This window comes from Pseudoalteromonas sp. OF7H-1 (genome assembly GCF_022347825.1).
In the GTDB taxonomy this organism is placed as follows: Bacteria; Pseudomonadota; Gammaproteobacteria; order Enterobacterales; family Alteromonadaceae; genus Pseudoalteromonas; species Pseudoalteromonas maricaloris.
Map to the genome: position 1 here is coordinate 204,596 of NZ_JAKRFX010000010.1, position 21,181 is coordinate 225,776.

Annotated in this window: 19 protein-coding genes; 11 read left to right on the forward strand and 8 right to left on the reverse strand. The window is 40.3% G+C overall.

Annotated elements, in window-relative coordinates; translation table 11 throughout:
* Positions 1 to 747, reverse strand: coding sequence for a hypothetical protein (locus tag MHN30_RS14245; RefSeq protein ID WP_130165992.1), 747 nt, complete (start codon positions 745 to 747; stop codon positions 1 to 3).
* A gap of 23 nt (positions 748 to 770) precedes the next feature.
* On the reverse strand, positions 771 to 1,814 hold the full coding sequence (locus MHN30_RS14250; RefSeq protein ID WP_130165991.1) for a hypothetical protein: 1,044 nt from the start codon (positions 1,812 to 1,814) through the stop codon (positions 771 to 773).
* A 372-nt stretch (positions 1,815 to 2,186) separates the two neighbouring features.
* Here MHN30_RS14250 and MHN30_RS14255 point away from each other — a divergent pair, with 372 nt between their 5' ends.
* The 8 genes from MHN30_RS14255 (at position 2,187) to MHN30_RS14290 (ending at position 9,833) form a co-directional block, all read left to right on the forward strand.
* Entirely contained in the window at positions 2,187 to 3,137 is a 951-nt protein-coding gene (locus MHN30_RS14255) for an SPFH domain-containing protein (RefSeq protein ID WP_128725481.1), read from the forward strand.
* Positions 3,138 to 3,142: 5 nt separating this feature from the next.
* Positions 3,143 to 3,595, forward strand: coding sequence for an NfeD family protein (locus tag MHN30_RS14260; protein ID WP_130165990.1), 453 nt, complete (start codon positions 3,143 to 3,145; stop codon positions 3,593 to 3,595).
* 226 nt (positions 3,596 to 3,821) lie between these two features.
* Positions 3,822 to 4,508, forward strand: coding sequence for an ABC transporter ATP-binding protein (locus MHN30_RS14265; protein WP_010377912.1), 687 nt, complete (start codon positions 3,822 to 3,824; stop codon positions 4,506 to 4,508).
* On the forward strand, positions 4,490 to 5,440 hold the full coding sequence (locus MHN30_RS14270; protein ID WP_239360093.1) for an HlyD family efflux transporter periplasmic adaptor subunit: 951 nt from the start codon (positions 4,490 to 4,492) through the stop codon (positions 5,438 to 5,440). Before MHN30_RS14265 ends, MHN30_RS14270 begins: the two co-directional genes overlap by 19 nt.
* Positions 5,430 to 6,584: an HlyD family efflux transporter periplasmic adaptor subunit gene (locus MHN30_RS14275; protein WP_130165988.1), complete on the forward strand. Its 1,155-nt coding sequence runs from the start codon at positions 5,430 to 5,432 to the stop codon at positions 6,582 to 6,584. The genes MHN30_RS14270 and MHN30_RS14275 overlap by 11 nt, the downstream gene beginning before the upstream one ends.
* Complete coding sequence (locus MHN30_RS14280; protein ID WP_239360094.1) at positions 6,581 to 7,771, forward strand: HlyD family efflux transporter periplasmic adaptor subunit; 1,191 nt, start codon at positions 6,581 to 6,583, stop codon at positions 7,769 to 7,771. The genes MHN30_RS14275 and MHN30_RS14280 overlap by 4 nt, the downstream gene beginning before the upstream one ends.
* Positions 7,771 to 9,006, forward strand: coding sequence for an ABC transporter permease (locus MHN30_RS14285; RefSeq protein WP_010607432.1), 1,236 nt, complete (start codon positions 7,771 to 7,773; stop codon positions 9,004 to 9,006). The genes MHN30_RS14280 and MHN30_RS14285 overlap by 1 nt, the downstream gene beginning before the upstream one ends.
* 290 nt (positions 9,007 to 9,296) lie before the next feature.
* Positions 9,297 to 9,833, forward strand: a complete 537-nt coding sequence (locus MHN30_RS14290) for a hypothetical protein (RefSeq protein WP_010607431.1) — start codon at positions 9,297 to 9,299, stop codon at positions 9,831 to 9,833.
* Between the two features lie 268 nt (positions 9,834 to 10,101).
* On the opposite strand, the gene MHN30_RS14295 is transcribed toward MHN30_RS14290, so the two are convergent.
* Both MHN30_RS14295 and MHN30_RS14300 read right to left on the reverse strand, forming a co-directional pair.
* Positions 10,102 to 10,899: a hypothetical protein gene (locus MHN30_RS14295; protein ID WP_130165986.1), complete on the reverse strand. Its 798-nt coding sequence runs from the start codon at positions 10,897 to 10,899 to the stop codon at positions 10,102 to 10,104.
* A gap of 184 nt (positions 10,900 to 11,083) precedes the next feature.
* Positions 11,084 to 11,977, reverse strand: a complete 894-nt coding sequence (locus tag MHN30_RS14300) for a LysR family transcriptional regulator (RefSeq protein WP_239360095.1) — start codon at positions 11,975 to 11,977, stop codon at positions 11,084 to 11,086.
* Between the two features lie 353 nt (positions 11,978 to 12,330).
* On the opposite strand from MHN30_RS14300, the gene MHN30_RS14305 reads away from it, so the two are divergent.
* Both MHN30_RS14305 and MHN30_RS14310 read left to right on the forward strand, forming a co-directional pair.
* Positions 12,331 to 15,003: a hypothetical protein gene (locus MHN30_RS14305; protein WP_239360096.1), complete on the forward strand. Its 2,673-nt coding sequence runs from the start codon at positions 12,331 to 12,333 to the stop codon at positions 15,001 to 15,003.
* A 129-nt stretch (positions 15,004 to 15,132) separates the two neighbouring features.
* A complete protein-coding gene (locus MHN30_RS14310) occupies positions 15,133 to 15,669 on the forward strand; it encodes a YaeQ family protein (protein ID WP_069021772.1) in 537 nt (178 codons plus the stop codon).
* 58 nt (positions 15,670 to 15,727) lie between these two features.
* Here MHN30_RS14310 and MHN30_RS14315 read toward each other — a convergent pair whose 3' ends face one another.
* The 3 genes from MHN30_RS14315 to MHN30_RS14325 all read right to left on the reverse strand — a co-directional run bounded on the left by MHN30_RS14315 (position 15,728) and on the right by MHN30_RS14325 (position 19,466).
* Complete coding sequence (locus MHN30_RS14315; RefSeq protein ID WP_130165983.1) at positions 15,728 to 17,017, reverse strand: hypothetical protein; 1,290 nt, start codon at positions 17,015 to 17,017, stop codon at positions 15,728 to 15,730.
* 12 nt (positions 17,018 to 17,029) lie between these two features.
* Entirely contained in the window at positions 17,030 to 17,524 is a 495-nt protein-coding gene (locus tag MHN30_RS14320) for a hypothetical protein (protein WP_045989288.1), read from the reverse strand.
* A 367-nt stretch (positions 17,525 to 17,891) separates the two neighbouring features.
* Entirely contained in the window at positions 17,892 to 19,466 is a 1,575-nt protein-coding gene (locus MHN30_RS14325; protein ID WP_130165982.1) for a lytic polysaccharide monooxygenase, read from the reverse strand.
* Positions 19,467 to 20,104: 638 nt separating this feature from the next.
* Here MHN30_RS14325 and MHN30_RS14330 point away from each other — a divergent pair.
* Positions 20,105 to 20,593 (forward strand): DM13 domain-containing protein, encoded by a 489-nt coding sequence (locus MHN30_RS14330; protein WP_130165981.1) that lies wholly within the window; start codon positions 20,105 to 20,107, stop codon positions 20,591 to 20,593.
* A gap of 50 nt (positions 20,594 to 20,643) precedes the next feature.
* On the opposite strand, the gene MHN30_RS14335 is transcribed toward MHN30_RS14330, so the two are convergent.
* Positions 20,644 to 21,042: a DUF4177 domain-containing protein gene (locus MHN30_RS14335; RefSeq protein WP_084204156.1), complete on the reverse strand. Its 399-nt coding sequence runs from the start codon at positions 21,040 to 21,042 to the stop codon at positions 20,644 to 20,646.
* Between the last annotated feature and the right edge of the window lie 139 nt (positions 21,043 to 21,181).

Below are 21,181 nucleotides of genomic sequence, written 5' to 3' on the forward strand. Positions count from 1 at the left end.
TTATAGTTCATTATATTCGTGTTCTCTTGGTTTTTTTAATTTTTCTTGGCAATACATCAAAAGCCCACAGTCGGTTTCTGGATAGCGATAATATAACTCTTTAAATATCGGGTTATATTTTTCTCTCACCGCTTTTTGTATTTCTTTTGGAAGCACTGGTAAATAGTCGGTTTTTATGGAATCAATATGCTGTGATACCAAAGTTCCTAAACTGTGCCTAGCCTTTTCAAATAACGAACTCTGGCGGTAATATTCTGGGCTATCCGGTGCGAGCTGCTCCATCGCCAAGCTCGCGCGCTCAGCCTCTTTTTCTATTCGAGCCAAAACCGCCTCCAGCGGAACCACTTCAACTGTAAAGGGAATTGGGTCATCAGCTTTGCTTGGGGCAAAATATGCACTTGAATAATTAATATGGTACATAGGATGGCGCACTTTGAAGTGTATTAACGCATAAGCATTAGGATATTTGAGATCTAAGTGCTCCCTTGGAAATATAATAGGTTGGTTTGCATCGCCAATTCTTTCATAAAGATAGCCCATTCTATGTCCACTTCCCCCATGACCCCCAACCTCAACATGCGAAGATTTAATTAAAAATGGCGCTTCAGGCTGTTTACCATCTTTGGTTGCTATTGTTACAACTATCGGGCCTCTGAAACCAAAGGACTTATCAAATGCACTACAGCCAGTGAGCGTTAGGACTAAAATACACAGAAAACTGTGACCAAACGTTAAATACTTTTTCATAAAGTAAACCATAAAATAATATACTAGATAGCCGTAATCACTGGGTTATCTGAACTACCAGAAATTCTATAACCAAGAATACTAGCCAGTTGAGAGACTTCTTCGATCACAAAGGTTCCATTTTCCAAATCAGACAAAACACCTAATTTTGAAAGCAGGTTCGTTTTGTTATTCTCCAATATATACTTGATGGCTTCATCTCTTTCATACTGCCCCATTTTAACATTAAAGTTTAATTCAATTAGTTTATCTTTATCTGATGATAAGGCGCGTTTTAATTTTATATAACGTTCAGCAATAGCGAGATACTCATCCCCTAATCCAACATTTGAATAATTTGATTTGATGTAATCAAAGTCAGCTATTTCAGCTAGCCCTAATAACGTTAATAACTTACTATCGAAGCCAAAGTCGTCTCCAATTGACTGATTTAGCGCTTTTGATAGTTGAGCAATTGCATCAGGATCATTTTGAGCGGATAGTTTACCAAATGCCCAGCTCGCGGGACCTCTAAAAATAGGATGAACGCTTTCATCTGCCATTAAACTAATTCTTGATTTAACACTAGCTTTAGGATGAAGCGTAAAATACATGAGTGTTTCTCGAAGCCGTATACCACCAGCTTCGTCACTGTTAATATAGTCAGAATAAAATTGAGAGGATATTGCTGTAGGCCCTGCAAGGAGAATATTTATCATGATACTTTTTTGTACTAATGATAAACTACTCGTACCTTCAGATAAATCAATCATTTCTTGCTGTAGTACGGAGTACAATTTTGCTTGATTAACATGATTTGCTAGAGCATTTTTACAGCTAAATATTGCCTCTTTAAGCAGCTCAGCGTCATTTGGCAGTGGGTTAAGGGAGTTAAAATCAACCTCAAATTTATTTAATTTAACAACAATTCCAGGTACTTTATTCAAGCCAAGATCTGAAAGATGTGGCAACTCTCGAATTTCATCTTCTACCTTTTTAATTTCAATCAAGCTAAGTGCATTAACAGAAAAGCTAAACAAGGCAAACAAAAAACCAAAAGACACTGTCTTTATAATTCTATCAAACACAGTAGTAAAATCCTTTAAACCCATATAGGGTACGGCATAATATACAATAAATGAAATTTGTCAACGCAATGTTATCAACTAAATTATAAATTAAGATCTTTAATTACAAAGTAAGAGGTAATTACATCTCAAAACAAAAAAATGACAGCGATGTCATTATAAAGTAGAAAAATAATCGATATTTTTTAGTCACATCTAAATATAAACATGATTTATACACTTCTTTAAAAACCACATGCAAAACTGCCCAAAAAGTCCAGTCATCATAGACACACAGAGGGGGAAACAAACCAATAGCTATTCTTACGTTATTCATCTATATTGGGAACATGCATTTGATGCGAACAATTCTTATGTAGTAGGAGAGCTAACATGGATCCAGTCACACTTATTTTTGATTACCTTTTTACCATTCAAGCGTTTTTATTGATTTTCGTTATTGTGGTACTAAAAGGGAGTATCAAATTTGTCCCGCAGAACCGTGCGTGGATTATTGAACGTTTCGGCAAGTATCAATCCACTAAAGAAGCCGGCCTAAACTTTATTCTGCCATTTATCGACCGCGTAGCGGCCGATAGGAGCTTAAAGGAGCAAGCCGTTGATGTACCATCTCAATCAGCCATAACTAAAGACAATATTTCATTGATTGTTGATGGTGTACTTTATTTTAGAGTTTTAGATCCGTATAAAGCGACTTACGGTGTTGACGATTATATCTTCGCGGTAACTCAGCTCGCGCAAACCACCATGCGTAGCGAGCTGGGTAAAATGGAGTTGGATAAAACCTTTGAAGAGCGAGATTTACTTAATACCAACATCGTCGCCGCCATCAACTCAGCTTCTGATCCTTGGGGTATTCAAGTACTACGCTACGAGATTAAAGATATTGTGCCACCAAATTCTGTAATGGAAGCAATGGAAGCACAAATGAAGGCTGAGCGTGTGAAACGAGCTCAAATACTAGAGTCAGAGGGTGACCGTCAAGCCGCAATCAATGTCGCGGAAGGTAAGAAGCAAGCGCAGGTGCTTGCAGCTGAAGCCGAAAAGGCAGAGCAGATCCTAAGAGCTGAAGGTGAAGCAAAAGCGATTATTGCCGTTGCAGACGCACAAGCCGAAGCCCTTCGTAAAGTCGGTGAAGCCGCAAATACCGAAGAAGGCCAAAAAGCCATCCAGCTTGACTTAGCCACAAAAGCCATTGCAGCAAAAGAAGCGATAGCTAAAGAATCTTCTGTGGTATTGCTACCAGACAATGGCACAGATGCAAGTTCGCTTGTGGCACAAGGCATGTCTATTATTAATACATTAAATAAAAAGCAAGGGTAACGCCTATGGCCTTTTTACTTGAGCATTTAGCACAAACCTTAGTAGTACTAGGAATTGCTTGCCTAATTGTTGAGGTTGCTGTGCTTGGTTTTGCGACCTTTGTACTGTTCTTTTTGGGTCTGTCGCTGGTGATCAGCGGTGGTCTAATGTACGCAGGTATGCTCAACCAAACTTGGCTGACCGCACTTTGGTTTAATGCGTTAGTCACAATATTACTGGCTGTGTTTTTATGGAAACCACTAAGACGCATGCAAGACGTCACTGACAACAAAGAAGTAACCAGTGATTTTGCTGAGCTTACCTTTACGCTAGAAAAGGACTTGAATGCGGATAGCCGTATTTTTCATACTTATTCTGGTATTGCGTGGCAACTAAAAAGTAAACAGCCTATTACTGCAGGAACACAAGTCAAAGTGGTTAAAAAAGAGGTTGGAGCGTTTTGGGTAGAGCCTAATTAAGCAAATTGGTATAACCTTGCGCACAAAGTGCCTAACAGCCAATTTTGTTAGGCACTTTCTGTAATCCGCAGTATTCAGAAACAACTTTTTACCTTATTCTCTTTTCGTCTAGTACCTACTCGGTTTACTCTATCCTACACAACAGTTACACTCAAATTTAGGTACAAGGCTAAACACCTCTGAACCATGAATAAAATATAATAAAAACAAGGGATTATAATCTACAATGATTCGGGTCGAAAACTTAAGCCGAGTATACGGAAGCGGAGAGACACAAGTGCATGCACTAAAATCAGTTTCTCTAGAAGTAATGGAAGGTGAATTTGTCGCAGTAATGGGGTCTTCTGGCTCTGGAAAGTCTACCTTAATGAATATACTTGGCTGCTTAGATTCTCCAACTTCCGGCTCTTACTATCTTGCTAATCAAGAAATTCAGGCCGTGGAAGATGAAGCCTTATCACAAATTAGAAATCAAAAAATTGGCTTTATCTTTCAAACATTCCACCTACTCACTCGCCTGACCGCACTGGAAAATGTCATCTTACCGCTAAGGTACACAGAGACTTCCCCATCAGAGGCAAAAAGTCGCGGACTTGCCATGCTAAAAAAAGTAGGTCTTGATAGCAGAGCACATCACAAACCCTTCGAAATGTCTGGCGGACAACGCCAACGTGTTGCTATTGCTCGGGCTCTTATCAATGAGCCAAAAGTCATTTTTGCCGATGAACCAACTGGCAACTTAGATAGTAAAACCTCGCATGAGATCATGGAATTACTATGTCAGCTACACCAGCAAGGCCACACTATTGTAATGGTAACGCATGAAGACGATATTGCAGCATATGCCGAGCGTATCATCAGAATGAAAGATGGCGAGAAAGTGGAGGATAGCCAATGCGCAGCTATATTATAAGCATCGCCCTGCTCACCTCTTTGCAGGCTTTTGCCAAACCAATTATCGTTTCGGGTCTTATTAAAGCAGGTGAAACTCAGGTCTTTCACGCGCCGATGAGTGACTCTTGGAAGATTCAAATTCAATGGATGCTGCCCGAGGGTGAAGTTGCTAATAAGGGTGACATCGTCGTCGTCTATGATTCAGGCTCCATCGCGACCTCCATCGATCAAGATAAAGTTGCACTTGATGCTGCAAAAGATGAGTACAAACGAATTGAGCAAGACGGCGCCCAAAAGATACTCGAAGCTCAGTTTCAGTTGAAAAAAACCATTTTGCTCGTCGAAAGAGCCAAAATAGATGCTAGCGTGCCAAAAGCCAATATCAGCACCTACGACTACGAGCAACACCAGTTGACGTTAGAAAAAGCGATTATCGAAAACCATAAAGCCGAAATCAGCTTAAGCAAGGCCGAAACTGAAGCAAAGGCAAATACTCAGAAACAGCAACTAGAGATAAAGCGGCTAGAAGCAAGCCTCACGCACAACCAAGAGCAGCTCGATAAAATGAGTCTAACGGCTAGTAACAGCGGCCCAATTCTGTATACGGATCACCCTTGGAATGGCAACAAGTTGTTTGCTGGCGCAACAGTACAACCGGGTTGGAAAGTAGCAGAAATCCCTTCTACAGCGGGTCTGTATCTAGAAACCTGGATCCATGAAGTAGATGCTATTGGCATTAAGGAAGGTCAAACCGCCGATTTAAAATTTGACGCCTTTCGCTCCTCATCAACGCCTAGTACCCTCACTGAGCTATCAACACAACCAGAAAAGCGTCAAGACTGGGGCCAAGGCATGTATTACCGAGCTAAGTTCACATTCAACACCGATTTGCCACTACTACCGGGCATGAGCGGAAGCATAACTTTGCCAGGAGAGAAAAATGAAAGTTAAGTTGCTGGCAGTCATCATTCCACTCTATTTACTAGGCTGTAGTCAGGCCCCCAGCGATATACATATCGTTAAGGCACAGCCAATCACTATCACAGTAGAAGCGAATGGTGAATTGGAATCAAAAAGCCGAGCGTTGATAGCCCCTCCTTCAATCAAGCGTATGTGGCAATACAAAATAAAACAGTTAATGCCTGAAAATACCACGGTTCAAAAAGGCCAAATTGTTGTTTCATTTGACGATCAAACCGTTAGAGATCGCTTGATGGAATACAATTCGAAACTAAGCCAAGCAAAAAAAGAGCTAGAAAATAAACAAGCTCAAGTCGAGAAGCAAGAAGAAGAATACAAACTCGCACTCGCTGAAGCGCAAATGAACTTTGATAAGGCAAAACGACGCGCAGAGATCATAGATAACTCACGCTCAGACAACGATCGTAAAAAAGCGCAAATCGACTTCACCATTGCAAACAATGATTTAGAACTTGCCCGCGGTAAACTCGCTTTTCATCTAAACAACAAAGAACTGAGTATCCAAATGGCAAGAAGTAAGGTTGCACGAATGGATGCTGAAGTAAAAGAGCTAAAACGTGATATAGCGCGTTTACAAGTAAAAGCGCCAATGGAAGGGTTAGTCGCATATCGAGCAAACAGGGAAGGAGAAAAACCCAGTGTTGGTGAATCCATGCAATTTGGTCAACCTGTTGTTGAGCTATCAGTTATTGAACAAATGCAAGTAAAAGCACAAATTAAAGAAGCCGATTTTGGACGGATTACATTGGGGCAAAAGGTCAAAGTTACCATAGACAGCGCCGACGGTTATGTTATCGGCGGAACACTCGTTGAAATAGGAAAAGCTTTTAGAGAAAAGTCGCATCAAGATAAAAGCCGCATTGTTGATGCTATTATTGAGCTCGACAAAGTCGATCCCGAAAAGCTGCGACCAGGATTGACCGCTCGTGTAGAGATAGTGACAGCACAACTCGATAACGCCTTGACCGTGCCATTAAACGCGTTAAAACAAAGTGCGGGTAAAGTGTTTATAGACACAAATAGCGGAGAGAAAGAGGTCACTGTATCTTATACCACACCGACACTTGCCGTGATTTCTTCTGGTATTAGTCAAGGCGCGGAGGTAAAGCTATGAAAAAAACGTTACTCGCAGTCATTGTCCCACTATGGTTACTTGGCTGCCAAGAAGCAACTGAACAGCCTGCGCAACTATTATATACCGTGGAGTCGAAGCCTTTTGCTATCACCGTTAATGCCGAAGGCGAATTGGAGGCCGAAAGTGAAACCGTCATATCCGCCCCAACCTCAGCGAGAGGGGCTCAGACGCTCGCATGGATCATGCCTGAGTACACTCAGGTGAAAAAAGGCGATGTTATTGCCCGCTTCGATGGTAGCCAATTAGAAAGACGAAAACGCTTTAGTGAATTCGACAAAGGCAAAGTCGCGCAAGACATTACCGTCACCGATAGTGATTTAACCACGAGAAAATCCCATTTGGATAGCGACAAAGTTATCGTCAGTGAAGAGAAACACTTTGCCGAAACCTTTTCAGTTGACGATGAACGGATCCGCTCAAAGCTCGACATTTTAGATCAAATGCAAAATGTTGAGTATCTCAATGCAAAAGAGGCTTATTTTGGCTGGCAGACAGAGCAATTTTCATCTTCTGCTCTTGGAGAAATGGAATTGTTAAAACTGCAGTCAAAACAGCATGAAAGCAAAATTGCGATGTACAACGCAAACTTAGAAGGTCTTGAAGTCATCGCGCCACACGATGGCTTACTTACCCTCAGTGCCGATTGGCGTGGCGAAAAACCCAAATCAGGCCAAGCGCTATGGCCTGGGCAAAAGATCGGGGGGTTACCAGATATTTCATCCCTGCAAGCTAAGCTTTTCGTCCATGAAAAAGAAGCGCTTGGCCTTGCGATTGGCCAAAAGGTTGAGTTTACCCTGCTCTCCAATAGCGATGAGCGCTTTGATGGTAAAATCACAAAAGTATCACCTTACCCACAATCTATTCGTCGTGGAGATCCACAAAAATACTATGAGATCATCGCAAGCCTTGATGAGACTCCAGCCCACTTTAAGCCAGGCAATAAAGTACTCGCTACGGTATTTGTCCAAGAAAATAAACAAGCGTTACTCGTGCCTAAACATAGCGTGATCAATGATAACAACGCATTTTTTGTTCAAGTTAAAGACGGTAGCCAGTTTAAACGCGTAAAAGTGGAATTAGGCCAAAGCAACCTAAGCCATACTGAAGTACTGGCAGGCTTATCTCCCAAACAACAAATTGCACTCGTCGCGAATAAGGAACTGTAATGAAATATTTGGATTTATTTACCGACGCTATTGTGCAATTAAAGCAGCATAAGCTCAGAACCCTATTGACCTTGCTCGGGATGATTTTTGGTGTGGGGGCCGTTATTGCTATGTTAAACATCGGTGAAGGTGCTGAACGTGAAGCGCTTAAAATGATCGATTCTATGGGGATCAATAATGTTATTGTCAGTGCCAAAGACATTGAAGAGAATGACCTAAAAGAACAACGAAAACACTCGCAAGGTCTTAATCTATTAGACGGCCAAGTGATTGTCGACGCCCTACCCTTTGTTAGTGACTTTTCGGCAGAGCGACTGGTGGATACCTACCAGATATTTAGCGAATTCGGCAGCTTTGAAGGAGAAGCCGCGGGCGTCACAGCAAACTATTTTAGCCTTGCGCATTATGAACTCGCGGCGGGTCGCCTGCTAAATACGGAAGATAGCAAGGAATATAGGCAGGTTGCATTACTCGGCGCAAATACCGCAAAAACTCTGTTTCCTCTCGGGAGCGCTGTTGGTCAACAAGTAAAAATTAACCATTTATGGTTTGAGGTTGTTGGCATTTTGCAAGCACCGCACCTTAACAAAAAGGAGTTTCAAGGCGTTGCTCTAGGTGGTGAACAAAGCCGAATTTTTGTTCCGCTAACGACCGCTATTCATCGCTTTAATAAAGGGTTACTTGAGCCAGAGGTTACCGAACTGAAACTCGCCATCGACAAATCTCAGAGTCCAATTTTGGCATCTCAAGCTATCACTAACATATTAACCAATCGCCATAGCGATATTGATGACTATAGGCTAACCATTCCCGCCGCTTTGCTTGCTCAGCAAAAACAAACACAGGCTATTTTTAATATGGTGATGTCTTGCGTTGCGGGTATATCACTCCTTGTTGGCGGTATTGGTATTATGAATATCATGCTCGCAACCGTACTTGAACGAACCAAAGAAATTGGCCTCTTACGAGCAATAGGCGCCACTCGGAAAAATATTCAAGTCCAGTTTATTACAGAGAGCTTTACCATCTCGATATTAGGCGGACTACTCGGTGTGGTGTTTGGTATTTTACTTTCAGAGATAATTGCATTTTACTCAAACTGGGCAGTGTCTTGGTCTCTAAGTGCTATTTTCCTATCTTTTAGTATTTGTGCCTTAGTTGGCTTAACATTTGGTGTATATCCCGCAATCAAGGCTTCAAAGCTAGACCCAATCGAAGCACTGCAAAGTGACTAATCAACTTGGAGGGCAGTAATGCCCCCCTATATTTTATACCTAAATGACTTTTTCTCATGCTGTTTTATGAGCAAAGTCATTATATAGCATGCTTTTTGTTGGACTTTTTTTCGTCACAAGGTAAACTTTTATCCGATTTAACTCAAAAATAACAGGAAGCATTATTGGAGCACAGAATGCTCGTACGATTTGTGTTGGTTTTCGGCTTAATAAATAGTTAACTAGCTGAGCTTTGCAAAAATCGCTGACACAGTAAAATGCTGCTGAGAATGGAACTTCAAGGACAAATAATGAAAAAAGTAACGCTTATCGCGCTTTCTCTCGCCTCTCTCACTGCTTGTAAAAGTAATGATATCAACCGCGTCGTGAATGACGGTGTAGACGGCGCCATTAATGGTATTTTTGGCAGTTCAGGAACCGTTGTTTCAGCAACGAGTAGTGGTTCTAGTAATGATTATTCTGTCAACAAAGAAAAAGTGTGGCCTCATCAAGCGACTAAAACGGCTCGAAACTATGGCTCATTCGCATTTGTAAAAACGGCAAAAAATCCAAGTGGAAAAACCAGACTTAAATTTAACGAATGCAAACATCCGCGAATTGGAAAAATAAGGTGTGAAGGCTATCTATACGAAGTTTCCCCTGAAGGCTGGTTAGTAAAAGGCGATTCGATCCACTTTGGCACACATTCCTACACTGATATCGTTATCCCTGCTGGGCAGTATTATATAAAAATTAAAGGTGAAGGTGTGGGTAAAGAAGTCTATGCGACCGGAACCATAGAAATTGCACCATTTGAAACTAACTACATAAACGTTACTGTTCAATAAACATAACAAAAAGTACCTAGCACTTCTAAAGCAGCTAGGTACTTTTTACCAGACCAATTACCTCTTTAATCAAGCAACCAAAAACAACGCTTCTTATTCACTTTATTTCATCAATATTGTGCAAAACTTCCTAAGACAAAAGCCATGTTACTTAGATTTTGGTGAAAAAAGTATTCTCCTTAAAACCATTTATAGCTTGAAGATCAATTCATCAAATCAATTAATCATCGACACCGCCAAAAAGCTTAGTGGAACTACTCAGATATCCTTAATCTAATAATTGTGGCGACTCAGACGTAAAATCAATCCATGCATTAGTGCCTAATAGTTCAGCACCCATCACACTCGGATCTTCATATCGCATAACGAAATTTTTTGGTCCGTGCGCGTAGGCCACTACTAAGCCATATTCAGAGTCCAAAAAGCCTCCGTGTGGAACAAGTCCCGGGTAGCTAATACGCCATGCGTTACTGTGATTACTTACCTGTCCTAACGTTAGCTTACCGATCACGTTATCTGGTAGTAAAAAGAACCAGGTCCATGGGCCACCTGATACAATCGTCATTACTTCATCGATGCCAACACCATTTTCAGCGCTATTGACATGTAGTTTCCCAAACTTTTCTTGTAGATAGAACTTAACTTCGCTGCTCATCGCTTTCATATCGTATACCTTAGGGTAAGGTGCAACGCCTATCTCTGAAGTAGATAAGAATCCGCCACGATGCATTTCCGGTTGACGCCCAGCTTGCTTGATTTCATTTAGTAGCTCACCTCGGTGCAAGGAAAACAGCGACAGTAACTGCATGCTTTCTTGTTCGTTAATCGCCCTTTTCTTGGACACCTCCAGAATAGGCCGAGCCTCTTCTGGAATATTCACTGTGCTCACCCTCACCCCGACACGACGTAATACTTTATTTACCTGTGCAATCCCTTTTGACGAGGCTCTGCCATCACTATACGACAGTATAAGCTGCCCCTCACTCTGGGTAGCATTGGCGATACAGCTTGATAGGGGCAATACCGAAACAAGCGTAATAAGCACTAAATTAGAAAACTTCTTCATATTAATTTCTCCTCAAATAATTAGACAAGTAAGGCAAAACCATCACTGTCGAGCCTATTTTCCAAGTCTAAATATTAATAATGAGTAGAAAAACATAGTTACAGTAAACAAATTAAACACTGAGAGTAAACAATAAAACAGCTGTGTACTTGCGTATTATGTGGCGTTTCGACTATTCTCTGAGTTATTCATATTTTAAGTAGGAAGTTAAGAAATCAATGAATGCGCGCACTTTTTGTGACTGCGCTTTATGATAGGGATAAACCGCGTAGAGCGCATGGGGACTAATTTTCCAATCCGGTAACAATGGTAGTAATTCACCGGAGTTTACTTCTTTTGCAACAAAAACTTCTGGAAGGATCATGATTCCAAGCCCAGCTAATGCTGCTTGTTTTAAAGCCAAACCGTTATTAACGGAATAGTTGCTCTTTTGAATATTGACAACCTGAGTGTCGTCCTCTCGCGAAAATGTCCACCTAGTTGCTGAAGAAGATAGACTATAAACCAAGCAATTATGCAATATCAGTTGTTGAGGACTTGTAGGTGTACCATATTGTATTAAGTACGATGGAGAAGCGCAAAGAACGCGATCCATAGTAGTTAGTTTTCTGGACCTAAGCGTCGAGTCTGTTAGTGCTTCTCCTCCACGAATTGCGATATCAATCCCTTGTTCGACCAAGTCGATATACTGGTCGTTCATGACAACTTCTACCGATATTTCGGGGTACTGTTTCATAAATTCACAAATGGCTGGATTTAACATTAATATGCTTACCGACATTGGAATATTGATCCTTAAAAGCCCTGAAAGTTGCTGCGAAGACTCTATGATAGAAAGATCAGCACTCGCCCATTCATCCAAAATAGTCCTGACGTGGTCATAGTATTGTTGTCCGCTCTCAGTTACATGCATCTTACGCGTGGTTCTATGAATAAGAGGGCTTTTTAAATAGGCCTCAAGTTCATTGATATTTTTACTTACCGCGGCCTTTGATAACGACAAATCATCGGCCGCCGCGCTAAAGCTTCCAAGCTCGACAACGCGCCTAAATACCGTAATTGCTTTTAGCTTATCCATATACCTATCCTAATTTTATAGCCTTCAGTCAGTGCGCTTCATGGCACTTTGACATAGGCCTATCGAGAGATAAAGCCTGCCGATTCAAAAATAATAAGCACTATTCTCATAGGAGATCGACGACTTATTCGCACATCTTCAGGAATGCCAACTAGTAGCGATAAAAATTTAGCCAACGCTAAGTTTCACAGGTCTAGTAAGATATATTTAATAATCAATATGTTAAGGAAGTATATACATAATAATCAAAAATGACCTACTCATTTGATAGTGTAATTATTAGAAACGAGTCTCTAAATAACGTACACTTCCGCACCCACTGATTATTGAATAAAACAAAATAAGATATCAAGATGATTAAAAGCGCTATATACAAGGGAATCGTAACTTCATTGCTTGCATCAACTTTAGTCGCATGTGGCGGTGGAAGTGGCAGCGACAGCAATGATACCGGAACTGACCAACCAATCACGCCTACCAACAAAGCCCCAGTAATTGCAACCATAACACCAATTACTGCAATGGAGAGAGACTCAATCACAGCCGTTGCGACCGTAACAGATGAAGATGGTGCGATTGAAACTTTGCTTTGGGAGCAGACAGCTGGTACAACTGTTGAGCTAACAAATAACAATAGTGAAACGTTAGAGTTTCGCGCGCCTGATATCAATGAAGCGACCAAGCTAACATTTAAGCTAACTGCGACAGACGATAAAGGGGTCTCAAGCTCACAGGAATTGACCGTCAACCTAAATGCGTATGCTCCACTTTCAAGCTTAACGATTTCAGACACGGCGCTTGCTCAGTGCTTATCAGATACACACAAAGATGCAGGTATATCAATTGTTGAGTGTCGTGACTATCCAATCGAAACATTATCAGGTTTATCTGAGTTAACAGGTTTAACTACTGTAAATATTACCAATGCAGAATTGAAGGATCTAAGTGAGCTTGCGAACATCTCGACACTGACGTCATTAAAGCTTGATAATGCTTTTTTAGAAACCGTTGATACTCAATATCTTGAAACTCACTTAACCCAAATAAGTGCGCTTACTAAGCTAGAATCACTATCAATTACTGAGAATGACATACACACTTGGGGAAACAGACGCTTACATTTCAGTAACTTAGACCTTTCTGGTTTCGAGCAATTAAAAACTCTTGAATTAGCAAACAACGATTACAACTACGAAACGCTCGCCTTAAATACGCTTCAGAGTGAAAGCCTAACGACTTTAAAGTTAAAACATTTTCGCGTCGATGACATTGGCGAATTAAGACGTTTCACTAATTTAAATAGCCTAGCGCTAGACAACATTGCAGATTTAAGTTCACTCGCATTTTTAAACTCCATACCTAACTTGAGTGAATTACTTTTAAAAAATGTAGCCGCCGCAGACCATGCAGCTGTCGAAACCAAAACAGGATTGAAAAAGCTCATTCTAGATGAAACACAAATCCAGGATTTCGAATTTTTAAGTGGATTTAGTGAATTAGAAGTGCTCGAACTAGCTGCTAGCACACAACTTGATATTAGCAGTATTATCAATAATAAGACGCTTAGGTCTTTGTCATTAAATCAATTCAGACTTAGTAATACAAGCCAACTTGCAAGCTTTACCGAACTAGAATCACTAACGCTAGATTCTCTGAACATTTCGTCTCTTAGCTTTTTAAAATCTATGCCAGAGCTAAAATCACTTGATTTATCAAATCTGAATTACATCAATGATCTTGGCTGGTTATCTTTGACACCAAATCTAAATACATTGAGTATTTCTCAGATTGGTAACAATGTGGATTTATCCGTTTTATCAAACCTCACTAAAGTGTCGACATTAGAAATTGAAGACGTCAACTATAATTTCGATTTTAATAATATTTCTGAGATGCAAGCACTAGAAAAGCTTCATGTTTACGCAGGGTCATTTGAAGGCGTAAATAATATCGCACTGCCAAGCTTAACTTCGCTCTACGCTAGTGCTTACAACTTTTCAGAGCTAATTGATCTAACTAACCTATCGGCAATTAGTTCTGTGGAACTACATTCACGCGAAAGTTACTACGCTAAAGCAGTAACTACACTCGACAATTTAGGTTCTAACTCAAAATTGAAAACACTAAGGCTAGAAGGTTTTCCCCATTTAGAAAACATCTCTCAGCTCTCGCAATTTGACAGTCTTGAAACATTGACAATCATAGAGTCAAAGGTAGCTGATATTTCTCCTGTAGCTACATTAACAGCTTTAAAATCACTGACGTTACAAAAGTTCAGTAAGTTTTTTAGAGCCGATATGCTTGCAAGTTTGAGCAAACTTGAAAGTCTAAAAATACAGGACAGTGCCATTTACTGTGATGATCAGGAGCTACTAAGTTCTGTTGATGACATAAACACATTCTTCTCTAACTCCAACTGTATTAAAAAGCCTATCGACTTAAGTTTGATCACTGACGAAGCATTTAAACAATGCATCATTGTGCGAGGTTATCAAGACGCACTGGGGCGAGACACTCTTACTTGCTACGGCTCTTTTATTAGCTCATTAGAAGGCATCGCTCAATTTGAAGATGTTACACACATACACTTTTTTGGTTCAATTAACAGTTCATTACTAGGAGATCCAAACTTAGCGCAGCTTAGTTCACTCAATAGTATTGAAGTTAATGGCCTAAATGATGAATTGACGACAAAAGTGGTACTTCCTCAAACGTTGACTAAATTCAAACTAAATACAAATAACACTATAGTGTACGACTTTTCTTTCTTTGTTTTACCTACTAGCGTGACTGAGCTAAATTTCAGTAATACCAAGTTGGCAGATTATAGTACTATCAAAAATTACAGCGCGCTTACTAACTTAGATTTAGACCATACGGGTATTTCTGATCTGTCGCCCTTATTCGGATTAACAAACTTACAATATTTAAGTTTATATGGAAACCCAGATATCGACTGTGCTCAAGTAAGCAAACTAAGAGAGTCGTTACCCAATGTTCAGGCTATCTGGACTAGTTGTAATTAACAGCTAGAACGTTAAGCAATTCGAATAAACACAGTCTCATTGCGAGGCTGTGTTTCATTTCCACAATCACATTCTGTAAATTGTTATCTCAACCCGCTATACTGGCGCAAAAATTTTTTAAGCAAATTTATGGCGCTCAAATCTACTATTATCAAAGCCCAACTATCACTCAGTGATATGGACAGACATGTTTACCAAGACTTTAATTTAACGCTAGCTCAACACCCTTCTGAAAACGAACAACGGTTAATGATCCGTTTACTTGCTTATGCACTAAATGCGTGTGAGGGACTTGAGTTTACCAAAGGCTTATGCGCTGACGATGAACCTGAACTATGGGTTAAGAATTACAGCGAAGAGATTGAGCTTTGGGTTGAACTAGGACTGCCTGATGAAAAACGCCTTAAAAAAGCGTGCAATAAATCAAAGCAAGTGATCCTTTACACCTATGGTGAAAATAATCAAGCGATTTGGTGGCAAAAACATCAGCCTAAATTATACGACTTTAAAAATCTAAGTATTTTCAGTTTGGATTATAGTGCGACTCAGGCTTTAGCCCAATTAGCAGATCGTAGCATCAAGCTCACTATTACCATTCAAGATGGCGAAGTATGGGTAAGCTCTGATAGCGCTAATATTGAAATCAAACCACAACAGTTAATGTAATATATGATTTTACGTAGTAAGTGTTGTAGCCAATCAAAAGTGGCTACAACGCGTTTACCTACAACCGAGATGCGGCATCGTTTAGCAAATCAGCATAGGCAGAATCTGCGCCTATCCGTTTTGCCTCTGCTCGTAAGTCATTGCTAATTCTTGCTCGGGTAAATTCATCAGTTAATAATTCATTTAGCTGATACGGTGAACGACTTATCAAAATCGCTTGCTCAAGTGGGCTTTTAGCTGCATTAATCTGTTGTGTATATATGCTCTCACTAGAGCGTTGAGCCGATGCACTCAATTTTGCCATCGCAATTGACAAATCTGAATACAGCTTTATGGCATCATAATCAAATTCAGCACTGTCGATGTCCATCACAGGAAGATCTCGTGCCAGAAATGCATTCACCGTTTGTTTAAACTCATGCGGAGCCTCATTCATAAACTCATCTATTCTGATAATATTAAAGAGATCTTGCCTTAGCGACTCTCGCTCTACCGTTTGTGAAGGCTCATTATTAAGAGTTTGAATATATTGCGGCAAAAATTCAGTCCTTGATTGAGGGTTAGCTAATGCGAGGCGATTATAAATTCCCGCTTTTGTTGCTCTGATAGCATCATTTGATACGTTATTAGATTTATTTTCTGATATCACAAACTGGTCATCTATCAGTAGTTTGGCTTTCTCAAAAGGAAGGTGACCAACAACAGCCTCAAGAATTGAAAAGCCTAATGCAGGATCTTCCACATTGGCTAGTTGACCACTAATTACATCGAGTAATTGCTGCTTTACTTCTGATAAATACATGGCAGAAACTTTCGCCTCTTCTTCATTAACCAGTAAGATAGTCTCAAGTACATTTAGTAAGCCAAATTTTGCCCGCTCTGATGCACTTTCGAATAGCGAAATTAACTCATTGGACAGCTCAATAGGAGCCAACGTACTCATATACTCAAGCACATACAAGCCTTGCTCTGATTCCACGCCTAACTGCTGTACCATATTCCACAATATACTTATTTTATCTTTTCTTGATATAGTCGGATCTTTTAATAGCTCTATTAGCTCAGCTTCAAAATCAAGCATAGCCTTTGTACCAAAACTATTCTTTAATGTTAAAGTAAGCGTATCTGCTAACTCTAATATTTTATTATTTTTTTTATCTGTTAATTTAACATCCATATCATAAAAATCGGGAAGTGTAGCTATGAGCTCGGACTGGCTAATAAAAGGAACGGTCTCATTATTTACTGCAGTTTTTTTTACTTCCTTTTCTGCTGTGGATACAAAATAAATGACAACCAAAAAAACAGCTAATAAAGATAATGCTACATATTTTGCAATTAGTTTCATATCCACCTCAAATTATCTAGTGCTTGGGAAGCTATTATAAAGATTTCTCGGAGTGAAAACGGTAACTAAATTCTCACCAGTAACCTTTTTGTATGAGTAGTTCACAAAAGTATCACAACGGAACTTTGCCTTCACTTTTACAAAACTACCATTTTGATATACCCATTTACCTTCTGTATATTGTGCTGTGATTGTGTATTCTGGATCAAAGCTACGTTGGGCCCACCCAGCTTCAACGATTTCTCCATGCCTAGTACCACGACCGTACTTCGCGCCCCAGTATGAGGAAGCACCTTTAAAGCTACTCAGCGTGTTTTTGTGAATGACAGTGTTATCATTCAATACTTCAAGTACTTTTGAACCGTCCCAGATCCCAACGTGCCCAGCCCAACCTAGGCCTGAAATTGATAGATCTCGAGCAACAACATCACCTACACTCGTTGGATTGCCAGCAAAAGCTGTTGTACTTATAGCGAATAATAATGCACCAGCAGATAAAACTTTCATGAAATTTCCTTTTAATTAAAAACCAACAGAATAATAACATTGAAAACAGGAAATTCAACCCAACCACAAAAATATAAACTAGGACCCAATAAATGCGCAACAACCCATAAATTGCATAAATTAAAATACCACAATAAATGTAAAATTCACAAAATCACAACAACATCTTATTTAATAAGTTTAAAAACTCAGCTAAAGAGTGAGAAAATATTTCTTACAACTAAACTCAAATAAAACGACTAAAAAATTTTCTATATTGCATTTTTATAAATTTACGTCTGTCGAAAAGCCAACACTGCTACACTTGCACTTGAGATTAAGGTCACTGGCAGTGGTATCTACCAGTGATTTTCAGCGGGGTTTTAGACTACAGCTTGCGCCATACTGAGTGCTTGTCTGGTTGTTGACCTTTGGTCCACCAGCGCGCTTGATATTCAACGCCTTGATAACTCACTCTGTCGCCGCCTGTATATGCCTTATTGGCATTCCATGTGTTACTAGCATCGGACTTATCGACCAGTTCCCACGCATCACTTTGATCGGGCTGCTGACCTTTTACCCACCATTTAGCACGATAGCTTTTTCCCTGATACACTGCGGTATCACCAGCGGTATAAACTTGATCGGCACGCCACGTATCACCATTTGGTGGTGCGGTTTGGTTAGTCACTGTGATGGTAAAGCTAACGGTTTTTTCAAACGTGCCATCAGAAACGGTTACTTGCCCCTGATAGTCGGTATTTTGCTGAACCCCAGGCGCAGCCAACGTGATAGTTGCACCGCTACCGCTATAGCTCAGTGATGCAGGGATCTGCCATGCAAAGGTGAGTGGATCTTTGTCATCATCAAACGCATGAACATGAAGTGATGTGCTTGAGCCCTCTTTTAGCGTGATATCGGCGGGGGTATGAACCACAGGGGCACGGTTTTGTGGCTTAGCTAAAATTGAAAGGTTAAAAGTGTACTGGGGAACACTAACAAATAGCTGATTAGCAGCGAGTTGCGCAGCATCAAATACAATATTGCCGTCACTTTGTTGTACGCCAATTTGTAACGTATTCGCATGATTATTATTAAGTGTGCTAGCAAATTGCGCTGCCCAATGATTGATATTGCTTTGTGTTATCGAGAGTTTTTCTTGTACCAACTCTTGGCCATCACCATCAAACACACGTAACCACACAGTGTCACCTACATTGACTTGTTGACCGGGTTTAATAAAGAACCCAGCAGACGTCCAACTTACCGGCTCAGTCGGTGTAGTATCACGCACTATAGTAACGTCGCTACAATTGTAAAAGCCTTCACCAACCACATCATCACGCTGCCAGCGCGTATACAAGATAGCATCTCCGCTAAATTTACTCGGCACCGCAACCTGCATTTCATAATAGCGTTTACCGTCTGGTGCGACGAAGAAGTCTACATTGCCATACTCTTGCACTAGCTCTAAATCTTGCCACGCTAGGGGCTTTGACTGAATATCCGCCTCCGGTTTGGTGAGATAAAACTGCCAAAAGCTTGGATTATGAGGCGTTGTTGCACGAAATCTCACTTTAATTTGGTTTTGAGCATCTGGCGTTATCGCAGTTCTTTGCCACTCACTCGACGCGATATTCATACCTGCTTTGTTTCTGTCGCCACCCGCACAAAGTTGTCCGTCAGGAACAGCAGCCTGTACAGCTTGTAGATTAAAATAATCAGGAACATTCGCTGCAAACTCATGCTTTTGAACAAACTGCACATGCTCAGATGCCAGGTAAGCTGCTCGACATGCCGCGTTTGGGATATTGCTTCCATCTTTTGGCCACCAAAATCCGCCCTGCTCCTCACAAATCGCTTGTCTTGCCTTTGGACTATCCATATAACCATGTGCAAATGCGTTCGATGCAGCCATGCCAAGTGCCATGGCAATACTGACTGTTAACATAGAGTTTTTCATTTTCTTCTACTCGTATTAGAGAAGTGACCGCCGCCACTTCGATTAAGATTAGAATGAGCGAGAGTCTACCGATGCTTATCACCGAAATTCGGCCTAGCTCTGTACACATAGGTTTTACTCGATAGTAAACACAGCTTATCCTGGCCATACCACTGTGCTTCGACAGTAAAAACAACGCTGTCATTTTTAACAACTGATAAACTTTTGCACGCCCATGGCATACTCGCCTTCATTTTTTGTAATAAAAAGGTATCCAAGTTAATTTTATTGTGATCTCCAACTCGAATTCGAGGCATTTTACCCAAGCACAAATCAATAACAACAGGTGAGATTATTAATTACATTCAATACTTTATGACTAGACCAAAAAACACCTTTACGCCTTAATTCAGGCCTAACCACCTGTTTACTCTGACTATTATAATAATCAAAACAATTGAAATACTTTATTCTCTAATAATTAACAATCAGAAAGCGCTACTCTGTGTAAAGTTTTATCTACATTGGGAACTAAATTACATTTAATAAAAACACTTTTTTCTTATCAAAAAAATTAAAAACAACCCTTTTTACGCAGTCTATTTTCCTACTAGAGCCTTAAAATTTGGCTATACTTTGACTTTACTGCTCACTTGGAAATGATTTTGCGAACGCTATTTACGTTACTGTTGCTCATTGTGGTGTTTATCACAGGGTTTATTATGGGTGTGTACACTTTACCGATAATGACGCAACCTCCGGCGGCTAACCACACAGAATTACTGGCGATCAGTAAAGCCGCAACATACAAAGGCCAATTCAAAAAGGAGCTTAAAGATTCAGACGCATTACACTACGCTACCGGTGAGATTTATTTTACGGATAACCACATTGCATTTGTGGGCGAGATAGCCCCAGGACCAGACTATCGGCTTTACCTCGCCAAAACCTTTATAGAGACAGAAGCCGACTTTAAAGCACAAAAACACACCATGGTGGAAATTGCTAACATAAACCAATTTTCGCAGTTCGTGCAGCCCAAGTATCGCCAAGTTGATCTGGCCCAGTTTCAGAGCGTTATTATTTGGTGTGAGCATTTTGAGCAGTTTATATCGGCAGCGCCATTACAACGCGTGGATAGTAACTAGATCTGAAGTGATGGTGCGACCGGTAAACAAACGAATCAACACTAGCTCTGTTATGCTGTCTCTCTTTCCAAAATAACAACCATGGAGTCAGACTCACCAAAGCCAGATGCAGGAATAACAACCTGTTTTAATTGCCAGCCATTTTGCCCTTCAGCATTTAATAACGACTGCACGTCTGGTGTCCCTGATTTAAAAAATCGCAATTTAAATGGTAATTCAACTGTTTTATATTCATATTTTTTCATCACTCTAGCCTCCTTAAGAGTAAGACTCGCATAATCTAAATTAAAAGTGGCAGCTAGTGCCTTCTGAGTTTCCATGGAAGCACTCGCTTCTCTTTCGACCCTCTGAATGGTTCTTTTGCTTAAACCAGAAGCACCAGCTAATTGCTCTTGGGTCCACCCCTTGAGCATCCTTTGCCTGATTATCAAAGCAGCATCAATTTTCATTTTTTACACTTATATCTATTCCCTAGTGTTATTAAGTAATACCCTAAAAATATGAAGTTTAAAACGCCAAATAAGTGAAAGCTTGGCGACAAAGAGGCGACAGTACGGACAATTCAAAGCTTTTTTGCTTTATAGAAAG

Excerpts from the sequence above, each read along its gene's own strand:
- MHN30_RS14245 (WP_130165992.1), bottom strand. The coding sequence starts at position 747 with ATGAAAAAGTATTTAACGTTTGGTCACAGTTTTCTGTGTATTTTAGTC.
- MHN30_RS14255 (WP_128725481.1), top strand. The coding sequence starts at position 2,187 with ATGGATCCAGTCACACTTATTTTTGATTACCTTTTTACCATTCAAGCG.
- MHN30_RS14260 (WP_130165990.1), top strand. The coding sequence starts at position 3,143 with ATGGCCTTTTTACTTGAGCATTTAGCACAAACCTTAGTAGTACTAGGA.
- MHN30_RS14265 (WP_010377912.1), top strand. The coding sequence starts at position 3,822 with ATGATTCGGGTCGAAAACTTAAGCCGAGTATACGGAAGCGGAGAGACA.
- MHN30_RS14270 (WP_239360093.1), top strand. The coding sequence starts at position 4,490 with ATGCGCAGCTATATTATAAGCATCGCCCTGCTCACCTCTTTGCAGGCT.
- MHN30_RS14275 (WP_130165988.1), top strand. The coding sequence starts at position 5,430 with ATGAAAGTTAAGTTGCTGGCAGTCATCATTCCACTCTATTTACTAGGC.
- MHN30_RS14280 (WP_239360094.1), top strand. The coding sequence starts at position 6,581 with ATGAAAAAAACGTTACTCGCAGTCATTGTCCCACTATGGTTACTTGGC.
- MHN30_RS14285 (WP_010607432.1), top strand. The coding sequence starts at position 7,771 with ATGAAATATTTGGATTTATTTACCGACGCTATTGTGCAATTAAAGCAG.
- MHN30_RS14290 (WP_010607431.1), top strand. The coding sequence starts at position 9,297 with ATGAAAAAAGTAACGCTTATCGCGCTTTCTCTCGCCTCTCTCACTGCT.
- MHN30_RS14295 (WP_130165986.1), bottom strand. The coding sequence starts at position 10,899 with ATGAAGAAGTTTTCTAATTTAGTGCTTATTACGCTTGTTTCGGTATTG.
- MHN30_RS14300 (WP_239360095.1), bottom strand. The coding sequence starts at position 11,977 with ATGGATAAGCTAAAAGCAATTACGGTATTTAGGCGCGTTGTCGAGCTT.
- MHN30_RS14305 (WP_239360096.1), top strand. The coding sequence starts at position 12,331 with ATGATTAAAAGCGCTATATACAAGGGAATCGTAACTTCATTGCTTGCA.
- MHN30_RS14310 (WP_069021772.1), top strand. The coding sequence starts at position 15,133 with ATGGCGCTCAAATCTACTATTATCAAAGCCCAACTATCACTCAGTGAT.
- MHN30_RS14315 (WP_130165983.1), bottom strand. The coding sequence starts at position 17,017 with ATGAAACTAATTGCAAAATATGTAGCATTATCTTTATTAGCTGTTTTT.
- MHN30_RS14320 (WP_045989288.1), bottom strand. The coding sequence starts at position 17,524 with ATGAAAGTTTTATCTGCTGGTGCATTATTATTCGCTATAAGTACAACA.
- MHN30_RS14325 (WP_130165982.1), bottom strand. The coding sequence starts at position 19,466 with ATGAAAAACTCTATGTTAACAGTCAGTATTGCCATGGCACTTGGCATG.
- MHN30_RS14330 (WP_130165981.1), top strand. The coding sequence starts at position 20,105 with ATGATTTTGCGAACGCTATTTACGTTACTGTTGCTCATTGTGGTGTTT.
- MHN30_RS14335 (WP_084204156.1), bottom strand. The coding sequence starts at position 21,042 with ATGAAAATTGATGCTGCTTTGATAATCAGGCAAAGGATGCTCAAGGGG.